Origin of the sequence: Ideonella oryzae, from assembly GCF_024055665.1 — a bacterium.
Taxonomy (GTDB): domain Bacteria; phylum Pseudomonadota; class Gammaproteobacteria; order Burkholderiales; family Burkholderiaceae_C; genus Ideonella; species Ideonella oryzae.
This window is the reverse complement of sequence record NZ_JAMXMC010000004.1, coordinates 255,715-278,875: the sequence shown is the minus strand read 5'-3', so window position 1 is coordinate 278,875 and position 23,161 is coordinate 255,715. Positions and strand designations below refer to the sequence as shown.

The following is a 23,161-nucleotide window of genomic DNA, read 5'->3' as shown; positions in this document are numbered from 1 at the left end:
TCGCCCAGCCGGTCGGCGTCGACCGCCGGGGCGGGGCGCATGTTCGGGCGCTTTCAGCTGCTCGCCCTGCTGGGCAAGAGCGAGCGCACGATGATGTGGGCGGCAGTGGACACACGCCAGCAGCAGGACTGCATGCTGGCCATTCCCCGCAAGCAGCCCGATGGCGAGGCGGCCCAGGCTTGGCAGCGGGCGGTCCGCAAGGGCGCGCGCCTGGAGCATCCCCATCTGGCCCAGGCCATCGAGGTGGGCGAGCATGAGCGCTGGCCCTATGCCATGTACGACCGATCGGCGGTGGCGACCTGGGCCGAGCGTTTCAGCCGGGAAGGCTTGCCGCCGACCGATGTGGCGGCCTGGGTGGCCGGTGTGGCGCAGGGACTGGCCTACGCCCACGAGGCAGGCGTGGCCCACGGCGACATCCAGCCCTGGATGTTGGGGCTGACCGATGCGGGCACGCCGGTGCTGATGGGGCTCGAAGTGGCCGGGCGAGATACCTGGGCGGCCCGGGACGGTGCGATGCAGGAACTGAGGGCCGTGCGGGAGGCCGCGGAGCGTGACGTGCTGGCCCTGGGCCTGGTCACCTACCAGGCCTTGGCTGGCACGCCTGCCCTGGACGAGCCCGATGTGGGCCGCGTCATCGCCCGGATGCCGCCTGCGGGCAATGAGATCGTGCGCCTGCCCTGGGCACTGTCGCGCCCCGTGCCGGACGCCCTGCGTGCCATCGTCAACCGGGCGACCGACCGGCAGCCGCGCCACCGCTATCACAATGCCCGGGTTCTCCAGGGGGCCCTGGAAGGCTGGCTGCGGACCCAGGCAGAGAGCGACGGCCCGCTGGCCCTGCTGATGGACCGCATCCAGTCCGCAGGGGTGCTGCCGGCCCAGCCCGGTGGCGCCGAGCGCGTGGCCCATCTGGCCCTGATGGACAACAGCCGCACCAGCGAGCTGGCCGATGTGGTGCTGGGCGACATCGCCCTCACTTTCGAATTGCTTCGCCTGGTCAACAGCGCCCAGGTCAGTGCGGAAGGACCGGTGCTGATGCTGCGCCGGGCCATCGCCATGCTGGGCCTGGAAGGCGTGCGCCGTGCCGCCCTGGCCCTGCGCCGATGGCCGGGTTCCATGAACGAGTCCGCCGCGGTCGAGATGGAACAGCTGATCGCGCGCGTGCACCGTGCCGGACGCCTGGCCGTGCGTCTGGCGCCGGCCGGCTACGACAGTGAAGTGGTCTACCTGATTGCGCTGATGCAAAACCTCGGACGGCTGGTGGTGCAGTACCACTTCCCGGAGGAAGCCCACCAGATCCGCCGGCTCATGCAGCACATCGAAGGCGCGCCGGGCGAACAGGCCCAGCCCGGGCTGTCCCCCGAGGCCGCCTCCTATGCCGTGCTTGGCGTGGACACCGAGGAACTCGGCTTGGCTGTGGCCCGGCACTGGGGGCTCGACGGCAGCGTGCTGCGCATGATCCGCCGCGTCGCGCCCTCCGAGGCCCATCGTGGCGCTGAGGACGACAGCGACGTGCTGCGCTATGCGGCCAGCTGCGCCAACGAGATGGTCGACGCGGCAAGCCTTCCGCCGCAGCGCGCCCAACTGGCGCTGAAGCAGGCCGCGCAGCGCTATGTCCGCGTGCTGGGCCTTTCCAGCAAGGAGCTGGCCGAGGCCTTGCAGGCGGAGATTCAGGCCTCGGCCGATCCGGCATCCCTGAAGTTGCCCGAAGGCGCGACCGCCGCCACGCCGCAGCGTGCCGCGACCAGCGAGACCCAGACCGCGGCATGACCCTTGTCCGGCAGCCTGTGGGCGGCTGGGATAAGCTGCCGTGAATGTCCCTGCCCACCTTTCCGGCGCTTGCTGAAGCGGCGCCGACGCCGCGCCTGCGCGATCAGGCCGACTACCTCCGGCTCCTGGCCACGCGCATTGCAGGGACGTCCGCCAACCAGATGCTGATGGTGGCGCTCGGCTGGCAGATGTACGACCTGACCCGCAGCGCCTGGCAGCTGGGTCTGGTGGGCTTGGTGCAGTTCGTGCCCGCCTTGCTGTTCACTCTGCCGGCCGGGCACCTGGTGGACCGCCATGACCGGCGCCAGCTGCTGGCCTTGAGCCTGAGCCTGCAGTGCACCGTGGCCTTGGGTCTGATGTTGGCCAGCCTGGGGGCGGCGCTGAGTGCCGGCTGGATCCTGGCCTTGTCCGTGCTGCTGGGGATGGCCCGCGCGGTGCAGATGCCCTCGCTGCAGGCCCTCACGCCCACCTTGGTGCCGTCGTCCCTGCTGGCACGCGCCGTGGCCACCAACAGCTCGGTGATGCAGGCTGCCGTGGTGCTGGCGCCGGCCCTGGGGGGCGTGCTGTACGGGACGGGGCCGGTTCTGGGGCAGCGCCTGCAGACCCTGTGGCCGCTGGGCCCCGAGTTCTGGGGCGCGGCCATGGTCTACGGCGTGTCGCTGCTGCTGCTGCTCGGTGCGATCAGTGCGGTGCTCAGCATCCGTCCTCGGCCCGTGCCGCCGCGGGCTCCTTCGCCAGGCTGGCGCGAGTTGACCGCGGGCATCCGCTTCATCCGTCATCAGCCGGTGATGCTGGGCGCCATCTCACTGGATCTGTTTGCCGTGTTGCTGGGCGGGGCCACGGCGCTGCTGCCCATCTTTGCCCGCGACATCCTGCACAGTGGCCCCGAGGCTCTGGGGCTGCTCCGTTCGGCCCCGGCCCTGGGGGCCGTCGGGGTGGGGCTGTGGCTGGCGCGTCGTCCATTGCGCCGCCGCGCTGGTGTGTGGCTGTTGGTCGCCGTGGCCCTGTTTGGCCTGGCCACCATTGCCTTCGGCCTCTCACGTTCCTTCTGGCCGGCTTTCCTGGCCCTGGCCGTCACCGGCGCGGCCGACATGGTCAGCGTGGTGATCCGTCAGACCCTGGTGCAGCTGGAGACGCCTGACGAAATGCGCGGCCGGGTGTCGGCGGTCAACTCGGTGTTCATTGGCGCCAGCAACCAGCTGGGCGAATTCGAATCCGGGGCCACGGCCGCGCTGCTGGGGCCGGTGGGGGCCGTGGTGGCCGGCGGCATGGGCACCCTGCTGGTGGTGGCGCTGTGGTGGCGCTGGTTTCCGGCCCTGGCCCGGCGCAACAGCCTCACGCTGACCTGAGGTCGACGCCCTCGCCATGGGGCGGCCTTGCATGCCCCACATCCCGTGCGTCCCACACGGTGGTGGGTCCGGGGCTGTCGAGTTGAAGCACACCATGCCGCTGTTTGCGCAGGGCCGTGAAGCTCCACCAGGGGCGCGGCGGCCCGCCCTCCATGAAATCGACGATGGCCATAAAGGTGTCGAGTACGCAGGGATCCTGCCGTGAGCCGGTCAGCGCCTCCAGGCGGCGGTACAGGGCCAGAGGGTCCTGCCCGCGCAGGTCCTGGGGGTGGTGCAGGCCCAGGGCCCGCAGGTCGCCGGCCATGGCCGGGCCCACATTGGGCAGTTGCTCCAGCGTCTGGCAGTCTTCGGCCCGGGTGGCCTTGGGGCGCTTGATCATGGCGTGGGGCGGCTGCGCAGCAGGTTCAGATCAGCATGTTCTGCCGCACCAGACCGACGGCAATGCCTTCGATCTGGAAATCCTCCACCTCCGGGCCCACCACGATGGGCTGGAAGTCGGGGTTCTCGGGCAGCAGCTCAATGCCATGGCGTCCGCGGTGGAAGCGCTTGACGGTGACCTCGTCGTTCAGCCGTGCCACGACGATCTGGCCGTTGCGGGCGTCGGGCGTCTTCTGCACGGCCAGCAGGTCGCCATCGACGATGCCGGCGTCGCGCATGCTCATGCCCTTGACCTTCAGCAGGTAGTCGGGCTTGCGTGGGAACAGGCTGGCCTCCAGCACATAGGTCTGGTCGATGTGTTCCTGGGCGAGGATGGGGTGGCCGGCCGCCACACGTCCCACCAGCGGCAGGGTGAGCTGGGCCAGGCTGGGCAGGGGCAGGGCGAACTGCTTGCCGCGGGCCTCGTTGAGGGCGCGTAAAGTCCGCGTCTGCAGGCGGATGCCCCGCGAGGTGCCGCCCACCAGCTCGATCACGCCCTTGCGCGCCAGGGCCTGCAGGTGTTCTTCGGCCGCATTGGGCGACTTGAAGCCCAGTTCGGCGGCGATCTCGGCCCGGGTGGGGGGCGCGCCGGTGCGCTCGATCGTGCTTTGCACCAGATCCAGGATCTGCTGCTGGCGGGCGGTGAGCTTGGGGCTTTCCATGTTGGCGGGCCCCGCGGTGAACAGGGCTGAGGTTGCATCCAGTATCTGTATTTTTATCCAGACCTTTTCGAAATGCCAAGCACTACTTCTGCGCGCACCGTCATCCTGGGCACCGGCGGCACCATCGCTGGGCGGTCCCGGGCGGCCTCGGACAACGTGGGCTACCGCGCCGGCGAGGTGAGCGTGGCCGATCTGTTGGCCGCCGTGCCAGCCCTGGCCGGCCATGCGCTGGAGGCCCGCCAGCTGGCCCAGATCGACAGCAAGGACATGGACCATGGGCTGTGGCAAGGCCTGGCCCAGGCGGTGGCCGAGGCGCTGGCGCGTGAGGACGTGCAAGGCGTGGTGATCACCCACGGCACCGACACGCTGGAGGAGACCGCCTGGTTCCTGCACCGGGTGCTGGCGCCTACCAAGCCGGTGGTGCTGACCGCGGCAATGCGGCCAGCCTCGGCGCTGATGCCCGATGGCCCGCAGAACCTGCTGGACGCCGTGACGGTGGCCGGCTGGCCTGGCGTCCACGGGGTGCTGGCGGTGGCGGCAGGGCGGGTGATGGCTGCCGAGGATGTGCGCAAGGTCCACGGCTATCGCGTGGACGCCTTTGCCACCGACGAGGCCGGCCCGCTGGCGCTGGTGCAGGAAGGCCAGCTGCGCGTGCTGCGGCCCTGGCCCCAGGCCGGCGCGGACGAGGCCGCACGGCTGGCCCAGGCCATCCGCCAGCCGGTGGCCCAATGGCCGCGGGTGGACATCGTGGTCAGCCATGCGGGCTGCGACGGCGCCCTGGTGCCGGCCCTGGTGGCGTTGGGCGCCCGTGGTCTGGTGGCCGAGGGCACCGGCAACGGAACGCTGCATGCGGCGCTAGAGGCCGCCCTGCGCACCGCCCAATCCCAGGGGGTGACCGTGCTGCGCGCCAGCCGCTGCTGGGCCGGTGGCGTGGTGGGCCAGCCGGAGGGCGCCTTGCCCTCGGCCGGCCTGCTCACCCCGGCCAAGGCCCGGGTGGAGCTGCTGCTGCAGTTGCTGCTGCAGGGCTGATCAGAACTGCTGGTTCTGGAAGGTGCTGCCCCCCAGGTCGGCGTCATCGAAGGCGAAGACGAAGAACTGGTTGGGGTTGGACAGGCCGTTGACGACCGGCAGGAAGTCGTTGTCGTTGGCGATGTACAGCGTGTGCTTGGTCTGGCCGTTGACCACCACATCCTGACCGAAGGCCAGGCCTTCGAGCTTGGCGGGGATCTGGTCATCGGTGATGCCGGCGGCGTTCAGCGTGGCACGGATGTCCAGGAACAGGGACTTGGCCGGGGCCTTGGCCAGCAGAGCGTCCTGGCCGGACAGCTGGCTGACGTCCTCGGCGTTCGTCAGGTCCACCTTCCAGATCTGCTTGACCGAGGCGGTGCTGCCATCGCCCAGGCCCTTGCCGTCGCGCTCGAGCACCAGCAGCACCTTGCTGTTGACCGCCAGGATCTCGCTGCTGTTGTAGGCCTTGCTCTTGGCCGGAATGTAGTTGTCGTAGGCGTACTGCTTGACCTTGCCGGTCGAGACATCGATCCAGACGATGCGGTTGGCCCGGCCGCCATCGCCGCCGTCCTGGATCAGCGGGCTCTGCATGAAGCCGTAGAGGTGCTTGCCCTCGGGCGTGATGGCCAGTCCTTCCATGCCCTTGTTGGCCACGCGGCCGTGCGTGTTGCCGCTGATCTCGGCGCTGCCCATGGACGACAGGTTGCTCACGGCGAAGGTGCCGGCCGGCAGGCTGAAGACCTGGGTGCGCTTGCCGGTCTTGCGGTTGAATTCGTAGACGTAGGGGCCGTACTCGTCCGAGATGAACACGTTCTTGCCATTGCGCGAGACGCGGATGCCTTCCGGGTCCAGGCGGGCGAAGCTGCTGTCCAGCGAATTGGCGCCGGACGCGAAGTTGTCCGAGCGGCCGGAGAAGTACGCGCGGCCGGCCACCGGGCCCACCGGGGTCGCGGGGCCGTAGCTCAGGGCGCTGCCGCTCCACAGCAGCGTGGTGCCGGTGAGCGTGGCCTGCACGGCGTAGGGCAGGCTGCCGCCCACGGCCGGTTGCAGCTTCAGGTCCAGGGTGTGGAAGCGGGGGATCCAGCTGGTGGTGTCGTCCACGGTGCTGTTCCAGGCCACGGCGTTGGGGCCGCGGTCACCCAGGGCCAGGAAGGTGGTGCCACCCGCCCAGGCCAGGCCCGAGCCGATGCCGCCGAGCAGATTCGCTGCCTGGCCGTTCTCCAGCGTGTTGGTCAGGCCGCTCAGGTCCTGGTCCAGCGTCAGCGCGCCGCGAGCGATCAAGGTGACGGCGGCATGGGCGGGGGCCAGCGCGGCGGCGCAGGCCAGGGCAACAGCGCCCAGGGAACGGACAAACATGGGGACTCCTCGAACCTTGTCGTTGATGAATGCGGATGCGCAGCGGCCCGGCGGGCAGGCCATGACGGTTACAAGTCTTGACAGCCCGCGTGACGCCGGCGTGACATCCACCCCCCTAGATCAGAGGCTCGAACCCCGCTCCTTACAATGCCGTGATGAGCTTTGTTCACCTGCGCCTGCACACCGAATACTCCGTCGTCGATGGCACCTTGCGGATCGACGATGCGGTGTCCGCAGCCCAGGCCGACGGACAGCTGGCCCTGGGCATCGCGGACCTGGGCAACCTGTTCGGCGCCGTCAAGCACTACAAGGCCTGCCGCGGCAAGGGCCTCAAGCCGGTGGTGGGCTGCGACGCCTGGATCGAGCCGATGGACTGCGCACCCGACGCGCCGCCGGGGCGGCTGCTGTTGCTGGTGCAGGATGTCGCGGGTTACCACAACCTGTCTGAGTTGCTGGCCCGTGCCTGGACACGCAATGTCCAGCGCAACCAGGCCCTGCTGCGCTGGGACTGGCTGCAGGAGCTGGGCGAAGGGCTGATTGCGCTCTCCGGCGCCGAGTTCGGCCCGGTGGGCCAGGCCTTGCTGGCGGGGGATGTCGGCCGGGCCCGGCAGGCCGCCCAGGCGCTGTCCGAGCTCTTTCCCGGTCGTTTCTACATCGAGCTGCAGCGCGGCGGCCTGCCGCACCACGAGGCGCTGGTGCGTGCCTCGGTGCCCTTGGCGGCCGAATTGCAACTGCCGGTGGTGGCCACCCACCCGGTGCAGTTCCTCACCGCAGACGACTTCGAGGCCCACGAGGCCCGCGTTTGCGTGGCCGAGGGCGAAACGCTGGCCAACCCACGCCGGGTCAAGCGCTTCTGCCAGGACCAGTACTTCAAGTCGCAGGCCGAGATGGCGGCGCTGTTCGCCGACATTCCCTCGGCGCTGGCCAACAGCGTGCGCATTGCCGCGCGCTGCAACCTCACGCTGGTGCTGGGCAAGAACTTCCTGCCGGACTTCCCCACCCCGCTGCTGCCCGATGGCAGCCACATGCCCATCGACGACTTCCTGCGCCAGGAATCCTACGAAGGCCTGGAGCAGCGGCTGGAGTTGCTGTTCCCCGAACCGGCCGAGCGCGAGGCCCAGCGGCCCGCCTATGTTGAGCGGCTGGAGTTCGAGCTCAACACCATCCTGCAGATGGGGTTCCCGGGCTACTTCCTCATCGTGTCGGACTTCATCAAGTGGGCCAAGGCCAACGGCTGCCCGGTGGGGCCGGGCCGGGGTTCCGGTGCGGGCTCGCTGGTGGCCTATGTGCTGTCCATCACCGACCTGGACCCGCTGAAGTACAACCTGCTGTTCGAGCGCTTCCTGAACCCGGAGCGGGTGTCCATGCCCGACTTCGACGTGGACTTCTGCCAGAGCAACCGCGACCGGGTGATCGAGTATGTGAAAGAGCGCTACGGCCGCGAGGCCGTGAGCCAGATCGCCACCTTCGGCACGATGGCCGCCAAGGCCGCGCTGCGCGACGTGGGCCGGGTGCTGGGCATGGGCTTCGGCCATGTGGATTCCATCGCCAAGCTGATCCCGGCGCCGCCGGGCAAGCATGTGACGCTGGCCAAGGTGCCCGAGAAGCCCAATCCCAAGCTGGTCTACGCCCGCCTGGAGGCACCCGAGCTGGAGCAGCGCGAGGCGGCCGAGGAAGAAGTGGCGGCCCTGCTCAGCCTGGCCGAGCGGGTCGAGGGCCTGGTGCGCAACATTGGCATGCACGCCGGGGGCGTGCTGATCGCCCCGGGCAAGATCACCGACTTCTGCCCGCTCTACCAGCAGCCGGGCAGCGACTCGGCGGTCAGCCAGTTCGACAAGGACGACGTCGAGCAGATCGGCCTGGTGAAGTTCGACTTCCTGGGCCTGGCCACGCTGACCATCCTGGAGCTGGCCAAGGAGTTCATCACCACCCGCTACCCGGACCAGAAGAACTTCGCCTTCGAAACGATCCCGCTGGACGACAAGGCGGTCTACAAGCTCTTCTCCGACGGCCTGACCGAGGCGGTGTTCCAGTTTGAATCCCGTGGCATGCAGGGCATGCTGCGCGACGCCCAGCCCAGCCGGCTGGAGGACCTGATCGCCCTGAACGCGCTGTACCGCCCGGGCCCGATGGACCTGATCCCGTCCTTCGTCGCGCGCAAGCACGGCAAGGAGGTGGTGGAGTACCCGCACCCCCTGCTGGAGAAGGTGCTGGCCGAGACCTACGGGATCATGGTCTACCAGGAGCAGGTGATGCAGGCCGCCCAGGTGCTGGGGGGCTACAGCCTGGGCGGCGCGGACCTGCTGCGCCGGGCCATGGGCAAGAAGAAGCTCGAGGAGATGACCAAGCACCGCGAGATCTTCCGGGAGGGCGCGGCCAAGAAGGGCATCAGCCAGGAGAAGGCCGACGAGGTCTTCGACCTGATGGAGAAGTTCGCGGGCTACGGCTTCAACAAGTCGCACGCTGCCGCCTATTCCCTGCTGGCCTACCACACCGGTTGGCTCAAGGTGCATTACGTGGCCGAGTTCTTCGCGGCCAACATGACGATCGAAATCAGCGACACCGACAAGCTCAAGGTGCTGCTGACCGACGCCGTCAAGAACTTCGGCATCCGCTTCGAGCCGCCCAGCGTCAACCGCGGCGTCTACCGCTTCGAGCCGCTGCCGGGCCAGGAGGGCCGCAGGGCGGTGCGCTACGGTCTGGGGGCCATCAAGGGCACGGGTCAGGGCGCGATCGAGGCAATTGCCGCCGTGCGCGAGGCCGACGGCCCCTTCACCAGCCTGTTCGACTTCTGCCGCCGGGTGGACAAGAGTCGGGTCAACAAACGGGTGGTGGAGGCGCTGATCAAGGCGGGTGCCTTCGACGAGCTCCACCCTGACCGCGCTGCCACCTTGGCCACCATCGGCCTGGCCTTCGACTGGGCCGAGACCCAGGCCGCCAATGCGCTGCAGGGTGGTCTGTTCGACTTCGGCGGGGAGGACGATCACGGCTCGCTGAGCCAGGAGCCTGCGATGGTGGCGGTCGAACCCTGGGGCGTGCGCGAGCGCCTGTCACAGGAGAAGGCTGCGTTGGGCTTCTACCTTTCGGGCCATCTGTTCGACGAGGACGAGGCCGAGGTCCGGCAGTTCTGCAAGCGCCGCATCGCCGACCTGATCGACAGCCGCGACCCGCAACTGCTCGCGGGCATCGTCAGCGACCTGCGCATCATCAACGGCCAGCGTGGCCGGGTGGGCATTTTCAAACTCGACGACAAGAGCGAGCCCATCGAGGCGGTGGCCAACGAGGAACTGCTGGATGCGAACAAGGAGTTGCTGCGCGACGACGAGCTGATCATCGTGCAGGGCAAGGCCCAGCCGGACCGCTTTTCCGGTGGTCTGCGCCTGAACGTGCAGCAGGTCTGGAGCCTGGCCGGTGCGCGCGCCCGCTTTGGCCGCTACTTCAGCGTGGCCCTGCATGGCACGGCACCGGCGGTGGCCGGCCTGTTGCGCGAGCATCCGGCCCGTGTGGAGCAGACGGACGAGGGCGAGCTGGTGCAGGGCCTGGCGGTGCGGGTGCGTGTGGAGCGGCCCCAAGCCGTGGGTGAGGTGGACCTGGGCGAGCGTGGCCGCTTCTGGCCCACCAACGAGGCCCTGGCCGCCTGGAAGGCGCTGGCCGGCGAGGGGCAGGCGCGCATCGTGTACGAAGCCGAGAGCAGGTAAGCAGGCGTATCCCCCGTCATCCCGGCCCGGGGGGCGCCGCGTTGTTGATCTATGTTCAACGACTGTGTCCGCCCGCTGCCGTCAGGCGGGCGCCAAGACGCCATGCTGAATCGCCATCGCTGGAGCGCGCTCGCGCTCACGGCCGCCCTGGCGGCCTGGGCCCCGCTGTCCCATGCCGCGGATGTGGGGGTGTCCATCTCGATCGGCCAGCCGGGCCTGCAAGGCCGCATCGACATCGGCCGCTTCTACGAACCGGCGCTGATCGCGCCGCAGCCGGTCATCGTGCAGCCTGCTCCCATGTGGGCTCCGGTGCAGCCGGTCTACCTCTGGGCACCGCCCGCCCACCGGGCCCACTGGGCGCGCTACTGCGGCCAGTACGGTGCCTGCGGCGCGCCGGTCTACTTCGTGCGAGACGACTGGTACCAGGCCCATGTGGTGCCGGTGGTGCGCCGCGGCCCACCGCCCCCGCCGCCGGTCGTCTACCAGCCTGTGCCGGTGTACCGCGGTGGCCCCGGGCCCGGCTATGGCTACGGCCCGGGTTACGGCCGCGGCTGGGACGAGGACCGCCACCACGGACACGACCATGACCGTGACGGCGACCGTGGTCGCTGGTAACGCTGTTAACGGGGGCGCTTTGCCCGTCTGATCCCTTGGGCGGCGGCGCGTCGCGGCACTAGACTGCCACGCATGCCGTCCACTCCCGTGCGCGGCCTGGTCCTCACCGGCGGCGGCGCCCGGGCGGCCTACCAGGTCGGTGTCCTGAAGGCCCTGCGTCATTTGCGCCGCGAAGCCGGCCTGGCTGGGGGCAATCCCTTTCCGGTCATCACCGGCACCTCGGCCGGCGGCATCAACGCCGCCGCGCTGGCCTGCCAGGCCGATGACTTCGATGCAGGAGTGGATGCCCTGGTCGACGTCTGGTCCCACTTCCACGCCGACCAGGTCTACCGGGCCGACGCGCTAGGCATCATCCGTACCGGGGCGCGTTGGCTGACCCTGATGTCCCTGGGTTGGGTGATCGCCCGCTGGGTGCGCCAGCGGCCGCGTTCCCTGTTGGACAACGCTCCGCTGGGCGAGCTGCTGCAGCGCATGGTGCCGCTGGAGCGGCTGGAGGGCCTGCTGGCGCAGGGCCACCTCCAGGCCCTGGCTGTCACGGCTTCCAGCTACAGCAGCGGCCTGCACGTCACCTTCTACCAAGTTGCGGCGGGTGATTCCCGACAGCCCTGGACCCGCTCGCAGCGCCTGGCCCTGCCGTGCCAGCTCAGCCGTGACCACCTGCTGGCCTCATCGGCCATCCCCTTCGTCTTCCCCGCGCAGACGCTGCCGCAGGGCGAGCGTTTGGAGTGGTTTGGCGATGGCTCCATGCGCCAGACGGCGCCGGTCTCGCCGGCCGTGCACCTGGGCGCGAACCGGGTGCTGGTCATCGGGGCGGGGCGCCTGCACGAGCCGCCGGCCCTGCAGCGTCCGGTGACCGAGGACTATCCCAGCGTGGCGCAGATCGGCGGCCATGCGCTGTCCAGCATCTTCCTGGACGCGCTGTCGGTGGATGTGGAGCGGCTGCGGCGCATCAACCACACCCTGAGCCTGCTGCCGCCGGAGGCGCGGCAACACACGCCGTTGCGCCCGGTGGAACTGCTGGTCATCTCGCCCAGCCAGCGGCTGGACGACATCGCGGCGCGGCACCTGTCTGCCTTGCCGCTGGCGGTGCGCGCGCTGCTGGGCGGCGTGGGGGTGGAGGGCGAGGGCGCGGGGGCCCGTGGGGCGGCCCTGGCCAGCTACCTGCTGTTCGAGGAAGCCTTCACCCGCGAGCTCATTGCCCTGGGTGAGCGCGACACGCTGGACCAGCGCGAGGCCGTGCTGCACTTCCTGCGGCCCACCACGATGGGCGCATGAGCTCAGGGTGCTGAGAAGGGCTGACCGCCCACCCGCAGGCCGGCGGCAGAGAGCTTGCGCGCCTTGCCCGGCCCCACACCCGGCAGGCGGGCGATGAAGTCGCTCCAGTCCCTGAAGGGGCTGCGCTCCCGTTCACCCAGGATCTGGGTCGACAGCTGAGGGCCGATGCCCTTGATCATCTCGAGTTCGGCCTGGTTGGCCTGGTTCACCTCTGTGGCGGCGGTATCGATGCCGGCGGCGAACAGCCCGGTCGAGCCGTTCAGCAGCAGCCAGGCCCCAAGCGCCATCCAGCGTCGGCGTCCTTCCCTGTCTCTGTGGATGTGCATGTCGCTGTGTTCCCTTGTGAAAACCCGGGCAGGTGGTGCCGGGTGCAGCCGATAATTCCAGCAGTTCTGCTCCTTCACGATGCTTGCATCGTCTCCCTCGTGACGCATCCCTCCTCTTGCCCCTCTGCCTCCTCCGACGCCCCGCAAGAAGAGGGATCGCCGAGGTCCTTGACACTGATCGAGGACAAGGTGGCGCCCGCCGAGGCACTGGCATCGGCGCTGGCTCGCCTGCCGCGTCCCTGGGTCTTCACCAACGGGGTGTTCGACGTGCTGCACCGTGGGCATGTCAGCTACCTGCAGGCGGCCCGCCTGCTGGGCGGCTCGCTCATCGTGGGGCTGAACACCGACCGCTCCGCCCGCAGCCTGGGCAAAGGGCCGGACCGACCGCTCAACCGCCAGCAAGACCGGGCCTGGGTGCTGGGGGCGCTGGCCAGCGTGGACCTGGTGACCTTCTTCGACGAAAGCACGCCGGTCGATCTGATCGCCCGCATCCGCCCGGACTGGTACGTCAAGGGCGGCGACTACGACATGGAGACCCTGGCCGAGACGGCACTGGTGCGCTCCTGGGGCGGGCGCTCCGTGGCCATTCCCTTCGTGGACGGCTACTCCACCACCGAACTGGTGCGCCGCATCCGGGTCACGATCCCGGCCCCCAAGGGGTGAGACCACGGCATTCCCATGTCCTCTTGGCCATCAGGGACAGGGTGGGGGGGGACCTGCACCCCGCAGGAGGATGGCCTGGCGGTCAAGGAGCGCGCCGTAGATTTCCAGGGTTTGGGAAATCAGCGAATCCACCGAGAATGAGTGCTTCGCCCTGGCCTGTCCCTTCTGTCCCATCGATGATCTCAAAGAATCATCGACAGCCAGCCGGATGATGGCGTTGGCCAGGCCAGCCGTGTCGCCAGGCTCAAAGAGGATGCCGGTTTCACCATCGACCACGCTTTCGGGAATGCCGCCCGCGGTCGTGGCGACGACGGGTTTTCCGCAGGCCATGGCCTCCATGATCGACACGCCAAGCCCCTCGAGATAGGAGGGGGCGCTGATGATGTCCGCGGCGGCGATGACGTCCTTCACATCGGGGCGGAAACCCGCGAACGTCACCTTGTCCGTGAGCCCGAGTTGACTTGCCAAGGCCCGTTCGGGCTGGGCAATGTCATCCTTGCCTGCCAGAAGCACCTTGACGTTCGGCGCGCGCTCCAGAATCCGGGGCAGTGCACGGATCAGAAGCTCCTGACCTTTCCGCGGTTCAATGGCGGCGATGACGGCGACCACCGTGTCGCTGTCCTGGTAGCCGAATTCATGGCGGATGCGGTCCCTCTCGCCGGAGCGGCTCCACCACGAATAGTCGATGGCGCTGCGCACCACGGAGATCTTCTCCTCGCTGATGCCCGCATTGACCAGGACCTTCTTCACGCTCTGGGAAATAGCGATGATGGTGTCGTAGCCAAAACGGTACTTGAGCTTGTGATGCCAGACAGTGATGGGGGTGTCCATGCGACGTGACAGCACGACCGCCGGAACCCGTGAGATCCATGCCGCCATGCCCCCCACATTGTGAGCGTGCGAGCTGTGCAAGTGGACGATGTGGGGACGGATCCGGCGCATCAAGGCGGCCATCTGTAGCACGTCATAGCCAAACAGGGCCGCCCGGCAGCGACGGTGATGCACCGTGAGGCCGGCGTCTTTTCCTCGCTGCGCCAAGGCCGACCCCGGAGGGCACACCAGATGGACCTCGTGGCCCAGTGCCTGCTGACCGGCGGCCGTGTGGAGAACCTGGACTTGCGCCCCTCTCCAGTCTTTGCCTGTCTCGATGTGGATGATTCTCATGGTGGCGCTGAATATCATTCAGTTGTCTGGCCGCATTCTAACGTGTTTGGTCAGAGCGTCAGAAAATGCCTGGGGCAGGACCAAAAATCGAATCAGTTCTTCTGGTTCTGGATGATTTTCAGGATCTCGGGGAATTTTTCCATGATCGCATTGGCGAACTTTACATTTCTGTCGTCCATCAGGTTAACTGTGGTCAACTTATGTTGCTCTAGTTTCTCGAGCGTGTTGATGTGAGGAAATCCAAAGAATACGGGCTTTATCTTTGTCTTTCTTCTGACGGCCATGGCCCAGAACCACACGTCATCTGCAGTCGGGGCCAAGTCCATGAACAATTCCTCTTTGGCCGTGTCTGGATGCAGGGCATGCGGCGGGTACAGAACACCGCCTGTTCCCGTAAAAAAGTTGGTGTATTTTGGATGAGATCCCCAGGCGATGTACCGGAGGTGCTTGTATATTTTCCAGCTCTTGTAGGGAAGAAGATTCCATCCCTTGTCGAACATCATTCTTCTTGTGCGGTGGGCAATGATGGAGTATGGATATTTCTTGTGCTCTGAGATTAATCTTTTTATCAGGTCGGGAGAGTAGAGTGCATCATCGTCCACGGTGATGATGACATCATCTGGGAAATCTCTCAGTGCTGGGATCAGTTTTTTGTATGATCGAATATTGGTGGGGTGGAATCTGATGTCAAGAATCGGATTTTCTTTTACCAGCATTTCCAAGTTTTCTGGTAATCCCCGATCGGGAAACTCGGGGTCGGCCAAGTAGAGGACGATCTTGTCAGGAGGAAGGCTCTGCTTCAGCAGGCTTTTCAGCGTGGGGACGATCACACCCATCCCGCCCGGGAAGGAGGTTAGAGACACGATGATTCTTTGTTTCATTTCTGCTCTTCTGGAGGGGAGCGGCGTGGCTCCGGGCGGGTGCGGCGCGCTGTGTGCTGCGATGCGACTTGGTCAGCAAGGCCTGTGAGCATGGCCTGGCCGGCAAGCGCCGTCAGGCCCCGAGGTGCCTGACACAGTCGGCCAGATCGTCGAAGCATGCGTCTGCGCTGGCGCATTCCTCCAGCGTCAGTGCCTGGCCCGAGCGCACCAGGAAGGCCCGACCCACACCGGCCGCCCGGGCGGCCTGGATGTCTGAACCCTTGTCTCCGACCAGGATGGAGGCATGCAGGTCGGCACTCAAGTCGGTGGCTGCGCGCAGGATCATGCCGGGAGCGGGCTTTCGACAGTCGCAGTCCAACGCATAGCGGGCCACTTCGGCGCGGGGAAGGTGCGGGCAGTGGTAGATCCCGGCCAGGGTCACGCCCTCGTCCGCCAGTGCCTGACGCATGCGGCGTGTGAGGGCCTGGTAGTCTTCCTCGCTGTAGTAGCCTCGGGCGATGCCGGACTGGTTGGTCACCACAACCAACTGGTAGCCCTGGGACTGCAATTGGCGCAGCGCATCGACCGTTCCGGGGACGAAGCGGAAGTCTTCCCAACGGCTCAGGTAGGCCACGTCGACATTGACCACGCCGTCGCGGTCCAGGAAGGCGATCTTGGCGTCGCTCATGCCAGCAGTTCCGCGTGGCTCACGCTGGCGGTGCCGAACTTGCCCACCACCAGGCTGGCGGCATGGTTGGCCCAGGGCACGGCTTGGGCCACAGGCATGCCCGTGCCCACCAGCGAGGCCAGGGTGGCAATGACCGTGTCGCCAGCACCGGTGACGTCGAACACCTCGCGGGCCTCGGCCGGCACATGGTGGGCTCCTGCATCGTCGAACAGGGTCATGCCTTCTTCCGATCGGGTGAGCAGCAGGGCATTGAGGCGCAACGCGCGCCGCAAGCTCTGGGCCAACTCGCCAAGATGGACTTCATCCCGCCAGGGGCCGGTGATCTGGGCCAGTTCGGAGCGGTTGGGGGTCAGCACCGACGCGCCGGCATAGCGCACGTAGTCGCTGCCCTTGGGGTCGATCAGCACGAGGCGGCCCGCGGCACGGGCTTGCTTGATCATCTGCGGAATATGGGCCAGGCCGCCCTTGCCGTAGTCCGAGAACACCACCACGTCGTGCTGGGCCAGCTGTTCTTCGAAGCTGGCCAGCATCTGGTTGAGCACCTCGTGGTCGGGGGTGTTCTCGAAGTCCACGCGCAGCAGTTGCTGTGAGCGCCCAATGACGCGCAGCTTGACGATGGTCTTGAGGGCCGGGTCGCGCCGCAGCACGGCGCGGATCCGCCGGGCTTGCAGCAGTTCCTCCAGTCGTGTGGCGGGGGCGTCGTCCCCCACGACCGTGAGCAGGGTGACCTGGGCTTCCAAGGCCTGGCTGTTGACGGCGACGTTGGCGGCGCCGCCCAGCCGGTCTTCTTCGCGGGTGACCCGCACCACAGGCACCGGGGCCTCGGGCGAGATGCGGTCCACGGCGCCGAACCAGTAGCGATCGAGCATCACATCGCCCACCACCAGCACGCGGCTGCGGCGCATGGCCTCCACCGGAGGCAGCGGGACACGCGCCGCCGTCATGCCAACCCCAGTTCGTGCTCGATCAAGCCGCAGAGCGTGTGGCCGATCAGGAGGTGGGCTTCCTGGATGCGAGCCGTCACCACGGACGGAACCACGATGGCCACATCGGACAAGGGCTTGAGGGCGCCGCCGTCGCGTCCCAGCAGGCCGATGAAGACGATGCCCATCTCTCGAGCCGTCTGCGCGGCCTTGACCACGTTGGCCGAGTGGCCCGAGGTCGAGATGCCGATCAGGACGTCACCGCTGCGGCCCAGGGCCCGCAGCTGGCGGGCAAACACCTCGTCGAAGGCATAGTCATTGCCGATGCAGGTCAGGGCGGAACTGTCGGTGGTCAGGGCGATGCCCGCCAGGGGGCGCCGCTCGTGGATGAAGCGGCCGGTGAGTTCGGAGGCGATGTGCTGGGCGTCGGCGGCCGAACCGCCGTTTCCACACAGCAGCAGCTTGCCGCCTTGCGCCAGTGCAGCGGCGATGCGCCGACCGGCCTCGTTGACCTCGGGGGTCAGTGTGGCCAACTGGTGAAACAGCCGCAGGTGTTCGTCCAGGTTTGACTGGAACAGCGTGGGGGCGGAGGAGGACATCATGGTCAGAGTTCTTCAATCCGCTCGGGCGGGAAGCTGTCCCAGCTCAGACAACCAGGGCATTGCCAGAAGTGGCGCTGGGCCTCGAATCCGCAGGCAGCGCAGCGGTAGCGCTGCAGCGGCTGGGCCGCGCGGCCGACGGCCACGCGCACGGCCTGGGCGGCCGGTTCGTCCCATTGGGACAGCGGGCGCTGCAGCATGGCGGCAGCGGCACCCAGGGTGGGTTTCTTTTGCAGATGCTGCAGCAGGGCCGGGTCGGCGCTGAGTTCGTGTCCATCCAGCGAAGCACAGGCCCTCAGCAAGTCCAGACTGGGCGCACGCTCGTAGGCTTCATGCAGGGCCTGGCGCGCGGCATCGGTCTGACCACAGGCCCGGGCGGCGTTCACGTACTCCTGGCCGATCAGTGCAAAGGCTGCGACGTCGCGGGCACGCAGTTCGTTCCAGATGGCCAGGGCCTGTGCCGGCAGGCCCTGCCGTGCCAGCCGCTGACCGGCGATCAACAGGGGGCGTGGGGCCTGGGGCGCAGCCTTGCGGGCATGGGCCAGGGCCTTGTCGGCTTCTTCGGCACTTTGGCGGGCATCGGCTTCCAGCGCCAGTTCGCACCAGTGGTGCGCGATCCGCTGCCCGAAGGACCCGATGCCGTTGTGCTCCAGCACGGCGGCTACTTCGGCGGCCGCGTGCCAGTCACGGGAACGCTCATACAGGTTCAGCAGGGCCAGCCGGGCTTCGGTGTCGAAGGGCGTGCCCAGCAGGGCGCGGTAGGCCTCTTCGGCACGATCGAAGAGACCAGCCTTCATGAAGTCCTGGGCGAGAGCGTACTGTGCGCGGTCACGTTCGGTGTTGCCCAGGTCGGCCCGCCCCAGAAGGTGCTGATGCACCCGCACGGCGCGTTCGAACTCACCCCGACGACGGAACAGGTTGCCCAGCGCGAAGTGCAGCTCGGTCGTGTCCGGATCGTTTTGGACAGCCTCGATGAAGGCGTCGATGGCCTTGTCCTGTTGCTCGTTGAGCAACAGGTTCAGGCCCTTGAAATAGGCCTTGGGGGCATCGCGCTGTTCGCGACGCACCTGTCGCAGATCCAGCCGCGAACCCAGCCAACCCAGTGCGAAGGCGATCGGCAGGCCGATCAGCAACCATTGAAGTTCAAATTCCATCGGGGAAGTCGGCCGGAATGGCGTGCGCGGCGACCGCCGTGGGGCCCGCCTCCGCGCTGGGAGGAGTTTCTGCGACAGGGCGCTGCTGGGCTCGACGTCGCTGACGCCACCAGCTCGGCGTCATGGACAGCACGCCAAAGACCAGCCCCGCCGCCAGCGCTGCCAGCACGACGATGACCAACGGCGCGTTCCACACGAAACCGAAGAACCAATGCACCGTGACCACCTGCTGGTTGTTCAGGGCAAAGGCGAACAGGGCAAAGAAGAGAAAGGCTCGCAAGAGCCACACGAAGACACGCATCGCCACTCCACGAATGGATGCATTCTAAGGATGTCCGGCCCCCGATTCCGGCCTGGGGATCGAGTTTCCCTGGACGGGCTTGGGCGCCAGGGCGACCTGGTGCACGGTTTGCATGACCTCGGCAACAGAGAGCTCGTGCATGCAGTCGAACCGACCTTGGCAGCTTGGGGCGCGGTGGCAGGGCGAGCACGGCAGGGCCTTGTACAGCACCTTCACACGGTCAGTGCCGGCATGCAGGTAGGGGGCGGTAGAGCCGAACAGCGCGACCGTGGGCAGGCCCAGCGCGATGCCCATGTGGGTGAGGCCGGTGTCCACGCCAATCAGCAGTTGGCTCTGCGCAATGGCGGCCACCGTCTCGTCCAGCTTGAGGCGACCCGCCAGGTTGACGATCCGGGCTTCCCGGCTGGCCATGCGCTCGGCGCCGGCCCGGTCGCCCGGTCCACCCAGGATCACAGGCTGGTAGCCGGCCTCCCACAGCGCGGCGGCCAGCACGGGCCAGCGTTCCTCCAGCCAGTGCTTCTGGGGACGGGTGGTGAAGGGGGCCAGGATGGCGGTTGGGCGGCCGGCGATGCCGGCCTCTCGCATGACCTGGATGGCGCGCTGGCGCGGGGCTTCTCCCACAGCCAGGTCCAGCCGGAACTCCGGTGCGCCCACGGCATCCGCCAGGGCGCGGTATTCGAAGGAGATGATGCGTTCGGGACCGGGCGGAACGGCCGGGCGGACGCAGTCGTGCACGAAGAGCTGGTTGCCCTCGCGGGGCCACAGGCTCATCCGCAGCGGAGCACCGCTGAGCCAGCCGCACACACCGCTCTTGAACAGCCCCTGGGGGTCGATCACCAGATCGAATTCCTGGGCGCGCAGCTCGTGCGCCCAGGCCCGGAAGGCGCGCCAGGCCTGCAGGCGATGGCCCGAGCGCCAGAGCTGCTTCCACTGGCTCAGCGGCAGCACCCGCAATTCGTCCAGCCGTGGGTTGTGGGCCAGCAGCGGTGCGGCCGGGGCATCCACCAGCCAGCTCAGCCGGGCCTCGGGCCAGCGGGCCTTGAGGGCCGGGATCAGGCCGGAGCTGAGCACCACGTCGCCCAGCGCGCTGAGACGAACGATCAGGATCCGGCGAGGTGCCAGGGCAATTGCCCGTTCGGCCAGCCCGGTCATGAGAGACCCAGGCGGCGGCCGGTCATCCGTTCCAGCACCTGCAGGGGAGCGTGTTGGGGCTGTTGCTGATCGGCCGGCGACAGCCAGAAGGTCTGCTCCATCATGAACTGGCCGGACATGACCGCGTGCAGCACCTGATCGCTGAACACCACCCAGGTGGTGCCGGGAGCGAAGGCCACCTCGCGTTGTGGGCAGTCGCGCTGCCAGGCCATGTCGGCCTTGGCGCCGTCGTGCAGGCCCAGCATCAGGTGGTCGAACTCGGTGCGGCGTTGCTTGGTGACGTGCAGGGCCTCCAGCAGCCAGCCGGAGCCGGGCAGGGGGCGCTTGATGCGTGGCAGGAAGGTGCCGGCGAAGTCCTGGAAGTCCTCGCCCACGCGCCAGACGCGCGGCTGGGTACCCGGGTTCACGTTGGTGAAGATGCGCAGCAGGCGGGCGCCCTGGGTCGGGTTGGACGGGAAGGCGTCCACATGCAGGCGGGTGTCGTCCTTGCGCCAGCTGGTCTCGCGGCCTTCGACGGAGATCGGCCGGTAGGAGGTGTTGGCAACCTGCAGCTTGCCGGTGTAGTGGGGGAACAGGCGCTGCGCCAGCGCGGTGGCCTGGTCCCGGAAGCGGATCAACATCGCGCGCAGTTCGACGAGTTCTTCGGCGCTGCCCACGGCGCCACGCATCAGGGCCTGCGCACCCCGCAGACTGATGTTCTTGGTGGCCGGGTCCGCGTAGCGGGTGTCGAGAAAGCGCTCTTCTGCCGCGCTCAGCACGAAGCGCAACTGGGGGAAGACGAGCACATGGCCCGTTTCCAGCGAGGACTCCACTGCGTGGGTGGTCGCGCCCGGCTGGCCATCCTGCCAGTCGCTGTCGCCGTGGGTCTGAAGAATCTCGTCGAGGCGGGCCATGATGAAAAACGCCCGGGAGGGCCCGAGCGTCGATGAGTGTGTTCCAAGGGGCGTCTGCCCCGAAGAGCAGGCGCTTACCGACCGTCTGTATTGTCCACCGGCAGGCTGGCATCCACACCCTCGCGCAGGGCTTTGCCCGGTTTGAAGTGCGGCACCAGCTTCTCGGGAATCGTCACCTTCTCGCCGGAGCGTGGGTTGCGGCCCATGCGCGGCGGTCGGCGGCTGATCGAGAAGCTCCCGAAGCCCCGAATCTCGATGCGGTGCCCGCGCGCCAGGGCGTCGGACATCGCATCGAGCGTGGTCTTGACCGCGAACTCGGTGTCGCGCTGCGTCAGTTGGGCAAATCGCTCAGCCAGCTTGGCAACGAGATCAGAACGCGTCATGGGTCAGGACAGGGCTCGGGTCGGGTGGAGGAACAGACGTCGGTGGACAGCGATCAGTTGCTGCCTTGGTCCAGCTTGGCGCGCAGCAGGGCGCCCAGGCTGGTGGTGCCGGCGTTGCCGGTGTTCTCGGCGGACAGACGCTGCATGGCTTCCTGCTGGTCGGCTTGGTCCTTGGCCTTGATCGACAGCTGGATGTTGCGGGTCTTGCGGTCCACGTTGACGATCATCACCGAGACTTCGTCGCCTTCCTTCAGCACGTTGCGGGCGTCTTCGACGCGGTCGCGGCTGATTTCGGAAGCGCGCAGGTAGCCCATCACATCGTCGGCCAGCTGCACTTCGGCGCCACGGGCGTCGACGGTCTTGACGGTGCCGTTCACGATCACGCCGCGGTCATTGACCGAGGTGAAGGTCGCGAAGGGGTCGCCATCCAGCTGCTTGATGCCCAGGGAGATGCGCTCGCGCTCGACGTCGATGCCCAGAACGATCGCTTCGACTTCCTGGCCCTTCTTGTAGTTGCGCACAGCGGTTTCGCCCGCTTCGTGCCACGACAGGTCGGACAGGTGCACCAGGCCGTCGATGCCGGCAGCCAGACCCACGAAGACGCCGAAGTCGGTGATCGACTTGATCGGGCCCTTGACGCGGTCGCCGCGCTTGACGGTGGCCGAGAACTCTTCCCAGGGGTTGGCCTTGCACTGCTTCATGCCCAGGGAGATGCGACGCTTGTCTTCGTCGATTTCCAGGACCATGACTTCGACTTCCTCGCCCAGGGTGACCACCTTGGAGGGAGCGACGTTCTTGTTGGTCCAGTCCATCTCGGAGACGTGCACCAGGCCTTCGATGCCCGGCTCGATCTCGACGAAGGCACCGTAGTCGGCGATGTTGGTGACCTTGCCGAACAGGCGGGTGCCCGTCGGGTAGCGGCGGGCCACGCCCATCCAGGGGTCATCGCCCAGTTGCTTGATGCCCAGCGAAACGCGGTTCTTCTCGGCGTCGAACTTCAGGACCTTGGCGGTCAGCTCTTGACCCACGGTCACCACTTCGCTCGGGTGACGGACACGGCGCCATGCCATGTCGGTGATGTGCAGCAGGCCGTCGATGCCGCCCAGGTCCACGAACGCACCGTATTCGGTGATGTTCTTGACCACGCCGTTGACGATGGCACCTTCGTGCAGCGTCTCCAGCAGCTTGGCGCGCTCTTCGCCCATCGAGGCTTCAACCACGGCACGGCGCGACAGCACGACGTTGTTGCGCTTGCGGTCGAGCTTGATGACCTTGAATTCCATGGTCTTGCCCTCGAAGGGCGACATGTCCTTCACGGGGCGGGTGTCCAGCAGCGAGCCGGGCAGGAAGGCGCGGATGCCGTTGACCAGAACGGTCAGGCCACCCTTGACCTTGCCGGAGACGGTGCCGGTCACGAAGTCGCCAGACTCCAGAGCGGTTTCCAGCGACAGCCAGGAGGCCAGGCGCTTGGCCTTGTCGCGCGACAGGATGGTGTCGCCGTAGCCGTTTTCGACGGCGTCGATGGCCACCGAGACGAAGTCGCCGACCTGGACTTCGATTTCGCCCTGGTCGTTCTTGAATTCGTCGATGGGCACATAGGCTTCGCTCTTCAGGCCGGCATTGACGACCACGAAGCTGTGCTCGATGCGCACCACCTCGGCGGTGATGACTTCACCCGAGCGCATTTCGCTCTTCTGCAGCGATTCCTCGAACAGAGCGGCGAAGGAGTCTCCACCGAAATCGGCGGTTTGAGTCTGGGACATGGGATTTCCTGAGTCAGCGGGCGGACGCCGCCGACAGCTGTGCGGTTTGCAAGGCCGCTGGGGTTAGGTTGACGGATTCACCGCCCTTGAAGGCACAGGACGCGCCAGGAGGGAAGGGTGGTGGGCCCAGCCGAACCGAGTGAGC

22 protein-coding genes are annotated in these 23,161 nt (G+C 67.6%); 7 read left to right on the top strand and 15 right to left on the bottom strand.

Annotation, left to right across the window (positions count from 1 at the left end):
* The first annotated feature begins 39 nt into the window (after positions 1-39).
* Both M0L44_RS08175 and M0L44_RS08170 read left to right on the top strand, forming a co-directional pair.
* On the top strand, positions 40-1,767 hold the full coding sequence (locus tag M0L44_RS08175; protein ID WP_252769143.1) for an HDOD domain-containing protein: 1,728 nt from the start codon (positions 40-42) through the stop codon (positions 1,765-1,767).
* Positions 1,768-1,811: 44 nt separating this feature from the next.
* Positions 1,812-3,116, top strand: coding sequence for an MFS transporter (locus tag M0L44_RS08170; protein WP_252769142.1), 1,305 nt, complete (start codon positions 1,812-1,814; stop codon positions 3,114-3,116).
* Here M0L44_RS08170 and M0L44_RS08165 read toward each other — a convergent pair.
* Together M0L44_RS08165 and lexA are read right to left on the bottom strand one after the other, a co-directional pair.
* A complete protein-coding gene (locus M0L44_RS08165) occupies positions 3,103-3,495 on the bottom strand; it encodes a helix-hairpin-helix domain-containing protein (protein WP_252769141.1) in 393 nt (130 codons plus the stop codon). The two genes, M0L44_RS08170 and M0L44_RS08165, sit on opposite strands and share 14 nt — an antisense overlap.
* Positions 3,496-3,520: 25 nt before the next feature.
* The gene (lexA, locus tag M0L44_RS08160) at positions 3,521-4,195 is read right to left on the bottom strand and encodes a transcriptional repressor LexA (RefSeq protein ID WP_252769140.1); all 675 of its coding nucleotides are present in this window, start codon (positions 4,193-4,195) and stop codon (positions 3,521-3,523) included.
* 72 nt (positions 4,196-4,267) lie between these two features.
* On the opposite strand from lexA, the gene M0L44_RS08155 reads away from it, so the two are divergent.
* A complete protein-coding gene (locus M0L44_RS08155) occupies positions 4,268-5,224 on the top strand; it encodes an asparaginase (RefSeq protein WP_252769139.1) in 957 nt (318 codons plus the stop codon).
* On the opposite strand, the gene M0L44_RS08150 is transcribed toward M0L44_RS08155, so the two are convergent.
* On the bottom strand, positions 5,225-6,559 hold the full coding sequence (locus M0L44_RS08150; RefSeq protein ID WP_252769138.1) for an esterase-like activity of phytase family protein: 1,335 nt from the start codon (positions 6,557-6,559) through the stop codon (positions 5,225-5,227).
* A 155-nt stretch (positions 6,560-6,714) separates the two neighbouring features.
* Between M0L44_RS08150 and dnaE the strand changes: the two genes are divergently transcribed.
* From dnaE to M0L44_RS08135, 3 genes are all read left to right on the top strand, one after another.
* Complete coding sequence (gene dnaE, locus M0L44_RS08145; RefSeq protein WP_252769137.1) at positions 6,715-10,257, top strand: DNA polymerase III subunit alpha; 3,543 nt, start codon at positions 6,715-6,717, stop codon at positions 10,255-10,257.
* A gap of 102 nt (positions 10,258-10,359) precedes the next feature.
* Complete coding sequence (locus M0L44_RS08140; RefSeq protein WP_252769136.1) at positions 10,360-10,872, top strand: hypothetical protein; 513 nt, start codon at positions 10,360-10,362, stop codon at positions 10,870-10,872.
* Between the two features lie 72 nt (positions 10,873-10,944).
* On the top strand, positions 10,945-12,147 hold the full coding sequence (locus tag M0L44_RS08135) for a patatin-like phospholipase family protein (RefSeq protein WP_252769135.1): 1,203 nt from the start codon (positions 10,945-10,947) through the stop codon (positions 12,145-12,147).
* Positions 12,148-12,149: 2 nt separating this feature from the next.
* Here M0L44_RS08135 and M0L44_RS08130 read toward each other — a convergent pair whose 3' ends face one another.
* Positions 12,150-12,434: a ComEA family DNA-binding protein gene (locus M0L44_RS08130; RefSeq protein ID WP_252769134.1), complete on the bottom strand. Its 285-nt coding sequence runs from the start codon at positions 12,432-12,434 to the stop codon at positions 12,150-12,152.
* Positions 12,435-12,647: 213 nt separating this feature from the next.
* On the opposite strand from M0L44_RS08130, the gene M0L44_RS08125 reads away from it, so the two are divergent.
* A complete protein-coding gene (locus M0L44_RS08125) occupies positions 12,648-13,136 on the top strand; it encodes an adenylyltransferase/cytidyltransferase family protein (RefSeq protein ID WP_435526399.1) in 489 nt (162 codons plus the stop codon).
* Positions 13,137-13,166: 30 nt separating this feature from the next.
* On the opposite strand, the gene M0L44_RS08120 is transcribed toward M0L44_RS08125, so the two are convergent.
* The 11 genes from M0L44_RS08120 to rpsA all read right to left on the bottom strand — a co-directional run bounded on the left by M0L44_RS08120 (position 13,167) and on the right by rpsA (position 23,016).
* Positions 13,167-14,300, bottom strand: coding sequence for a glycosyltransferase family 4 protein (locus tag M0L44_RS08120; protein ID WP_252769132.1), 1,134 nt, complete (start codon positions 14,298-14,300; stop codon positions 13,167-13,169).
* Positions 14,301-14,392: 92 nt separating this feature from the next.
* The gene (locus tag M0L44_RS08115; RefSeq protein ID WP_252769131.1) at positions 14,393-15,181 is read right to left on the bottom strand and encodes a glycosyltransferase; all 789 of its coding nucleotides are present in this window, start codon (positions 15,179-15,181) and stop codon (positions 14,393-14,395) included.
* 112 nt (positions 15,182-15,293) lie between these two features.
* A complete protein-coding gene (gene gmhB / locus M0L44_RS08110) occupies positions 15,294-15,848 on the bottom strand; it encodes a D-glycero-beta-D-manno-heptose 1,7-bisphosphate 7-phosphatase (RefSeq protein WP_252769130.1) in 555 nt (184 codons plus the stop codon).
* Positions 15,845-16,792: a D-glycero-beta-D-manno-heptose-7-phosphate kinase gene (gene rfaE1 / locus M0L44_RS08105; RefSeq protein WP_252769129.1), complete on the bottom strand. Its 948-nt coding sequence runs from the start codon at positions 16,790-16,792 to the stop codon at positions 15,845-15,847. The genes gmhB and rfaE1 overlap by 4 nt, the downstream gene beginning before the upstream one ends.
* The gene (locus tag M0L44_RS08100) at positions 16,789-17,373 is read right to left on the bottom strand and encodes a D-sedoheptulose-7-phosphate isomerase (RefSeq protein ID WP_252769128.1); all 585 of its coding nucleotides are present in this window, start codon (positions 17,371-17,373) and stop codon (positions 16,789-16,791) included. Before M0L44_RS08100 ends, rfaE1 begins: the two co-directional genes overlap by 4 nt.
* A gap of 2 nt (positions 17,374-17,375) precedes the next feature.
* Positions 17,376-18,524 (bottom strand): lipopolysaccharide assembly protein LapB, encoded by a 1,149-nt coding sequence (gene lapB, locus M0L44_RS08095; RefSeq protein ID WP_252769127.1) that lies wholly within the window; start codon positions 18,522-18,524, stop codon positions 17,376-17,378.
* Positions 18,514-18,825 carry a LapA family protein gene (locus M0L44_RS08090; protein ID WP_252769126.1) on the bottom strand — a complete coding sequence of 104 codons (312 nt, stop codon included), beginning with the start codon at positions 18,823-18,825 and terminating at the stop codon, positions 18,514-18,516. Before M0L44_RS08090 ends, lapB begins: the two co-directional genes overlap by 11 nt.
* A gap of 24 nt (positions 18,826-18,849) precedes the next feature.
* Complete coding sequence (locus M0L44_RS08085; RefSeq protein WP_252769125.1) at positions 18,850-19,977, bottom strand: glycosyltransferase family 9 protein; 1,128 nt, start codon at positions 19,975-19,977, stop codon at positions 18,850-18,852.
* Positions 19,974-20,870: a Kdo hydroxylase KdoO gene (gene kdoO / locus M0L44_RS08080; protein ID WP_252769124.1), complete on the bottom strand. Its 897-nt coding sequence runs from the start codon at positions 20,868-20,870 to the stop codon at positions 19,974-19,976. Before kdoO ends, M0L44_RS08085 begins: the two co-directional genes overlap by 4 nt.
* Before the next feature lie 74 nt (positions 20,871-20,944).
* Positions 20,945-21,253: an integration host factor subunit beta gene (locus M0L44_RS08075; RefSeq protein WP_151123576.1), complete on the bottom strand. Its 309-nt coding sequence runs from the start codon at positions 21,251-21,253 to the stop codon at positions 20,945-20,947.
* Between the two features lie 53 nt (positions 21,254-21,306).
* A complete protein-coding gene (gene rpsA / locus M0L44_RS08070; protein WP_252769123.1) occupies positions 21,307-23,016 on the bottom strand; it encodes a 30S ribosomal protein S1 in 1,710 nt (569 codons plus the stop codon).
* Between the last annotated feature and the right edge of the window lie 145 nt (positions 23,017-23,161).

Excerpts from the sequence above, each read along its gene's own strand:
- M0L44_RS08155 (WP_252769139.1), top strand. The coding sequence starts at position 4,268 with ATGCCAAGCACTACTTCTGCGCGCACCGTCATCCTGGGCACCGGCGGC.
- rpsA (WP_252769123.1), bottom strand. The coding sequence starts at position 23,016 with ATGTCCCAGACTCAAACCGCCGATTTCGGTGGAGACTCCTTCGCCGCT.
- gmhB (WP_252769130.1), bottom strand. The coding sequence starts at position 15,848 with ATGAGCGACGCCAAGATCGCCTTCCTGGACCGCGACGGCGTGGTCAAT.
- M0L44_RS08135 (WP_252769135.1), top strand. The coding sequence starts at position 10,945 with ATGCCGTCCACTCCCGTGCGCGGCCTGGTCCTCACCGGCGGCGGCGCC.
- M0L44_RS08090 (WP_252769126.1), bottom strand. The coding sequence starts at position 18,825 with ATGCGTGTCTTCGTGTGGCTCTTGCGAGCCTTTCTCTTCTTTGCCCTG.
- M0L44_RS08165 (WP_252769141.1), bottom strand. The coding sequence starts at position 3,495 with ATGATCAAGCGCCCCAAGGCCACCCGGGCCGAAGACTGCCAGACGCTG.
- lapB (WP_252769127.1), bottom strand. The coding sequence starts at position 18,524 with ATGGAATTTGAACTTCAATGGTTGCTGATCGGCCTGCCGATCGCCTTC.
- M0L44_RS08130 (WP_252769134.1), bottom strand. The coding sequence starts at position 12,434 with ATGGCGCTTGGGGCCTGGCTGCTGCTGAACGGCTCGACCGGGCTGTTC.
- M0L44_RS08085 (WP_252769125.1), bottom strand. The coding sequence starts at position 19,977 with ATGACCGGGCTGGCCGAACGGGCAATTGCCCTGGCACCTCGCCGGATC.
- M0L44_RS08175 (WP_252769143.1), top strand. The coding sequence starts at position 40 with ATGTTCGGGCGCTTTCAGCTGCTCGCCCTGCTGGGCAAGAGCGAGCGC.
- dnaE (WP_252769137.1), top strand. The coding sequence starts at position 6,715 with ATGAGCTTTGTTCACCTGCGCCTGCACACCGAATACTCCGTCGTCGAT.
- M0L44_RS08115 (WP_252769131.1), bottom strand. The coding sequence starts at position 15,181 with ATGAAACAAAGAATCATCGTGTCTCTAACCTCCTTCCCGGGCGGGATG.
- M0L44_RS08120 (WP_252769132.1), bottom strand. The coding sequence starts at position 14,300 with ATGAGAATCATCCACATCGAGACAGGCAAAGACTGGAGAGGGGCGCAA.
- lexA (WP_252769140.1), bottom strand. The coding sequence starts at position 4,195 with ATGGAAAGCCCCAAGCTCACCGCCCGCCAGCAGCAGATCCTGGATCTG.
- rfaE1 (WP_252769129.1), bottom strand. The coding sequence starts at position 16,792 with ATGACGGCGGCGCGTGTCCCGCTGCCTCCGGTGGAGGCCATGCGCCGC.
- M0L44_RS08150 (WP_252769138.1), bottom strand. The coding sequence starts at position 6,559 with ATGTTTGTCCGTTCCCTGGGCGCTGTTGCCCTGGCCTGCGCCGCCGCG.
- M0L44_RS08170 (WP_252769142.1), top strand. The coding sequence starts at position 1,812 with ATGTCCCTGCCCACCTTTCCGGCGCTTGCTGAAGCGGCGCCGACGCCG.
- kdoO (WP_252769124.1), bottom strand. The coding sequence starts at position 20,870 with ATGGCCCGCCTCGACGAGATTCTTCAGACCCACGGCGACAGCGACTGG.
- M0L44_RS08100 (WP_252769128.1), bottom strand. The coding sequence starts at position 17,373 with ATGATGTCCTCCTCCGCCCCCACGCTGTTCCAGTCAAACCTGGACGAA.
- M0L44_RS08075 (WP_151123576.1), bottom strand. The coding sequence starts at position 21,253 with ATGACGCGTTCTGATCTCGTTGCCAAGCTGGCTGAGCGATTTGCCCAA.
- M0L44_RS08140 (WP_252769136.1), top strand. The coding sequence starts at position 10,360 with ATGCTGAATCGCCATCGCTGGAGCGCGCTCGCGCTCACGGCCGCCCTG.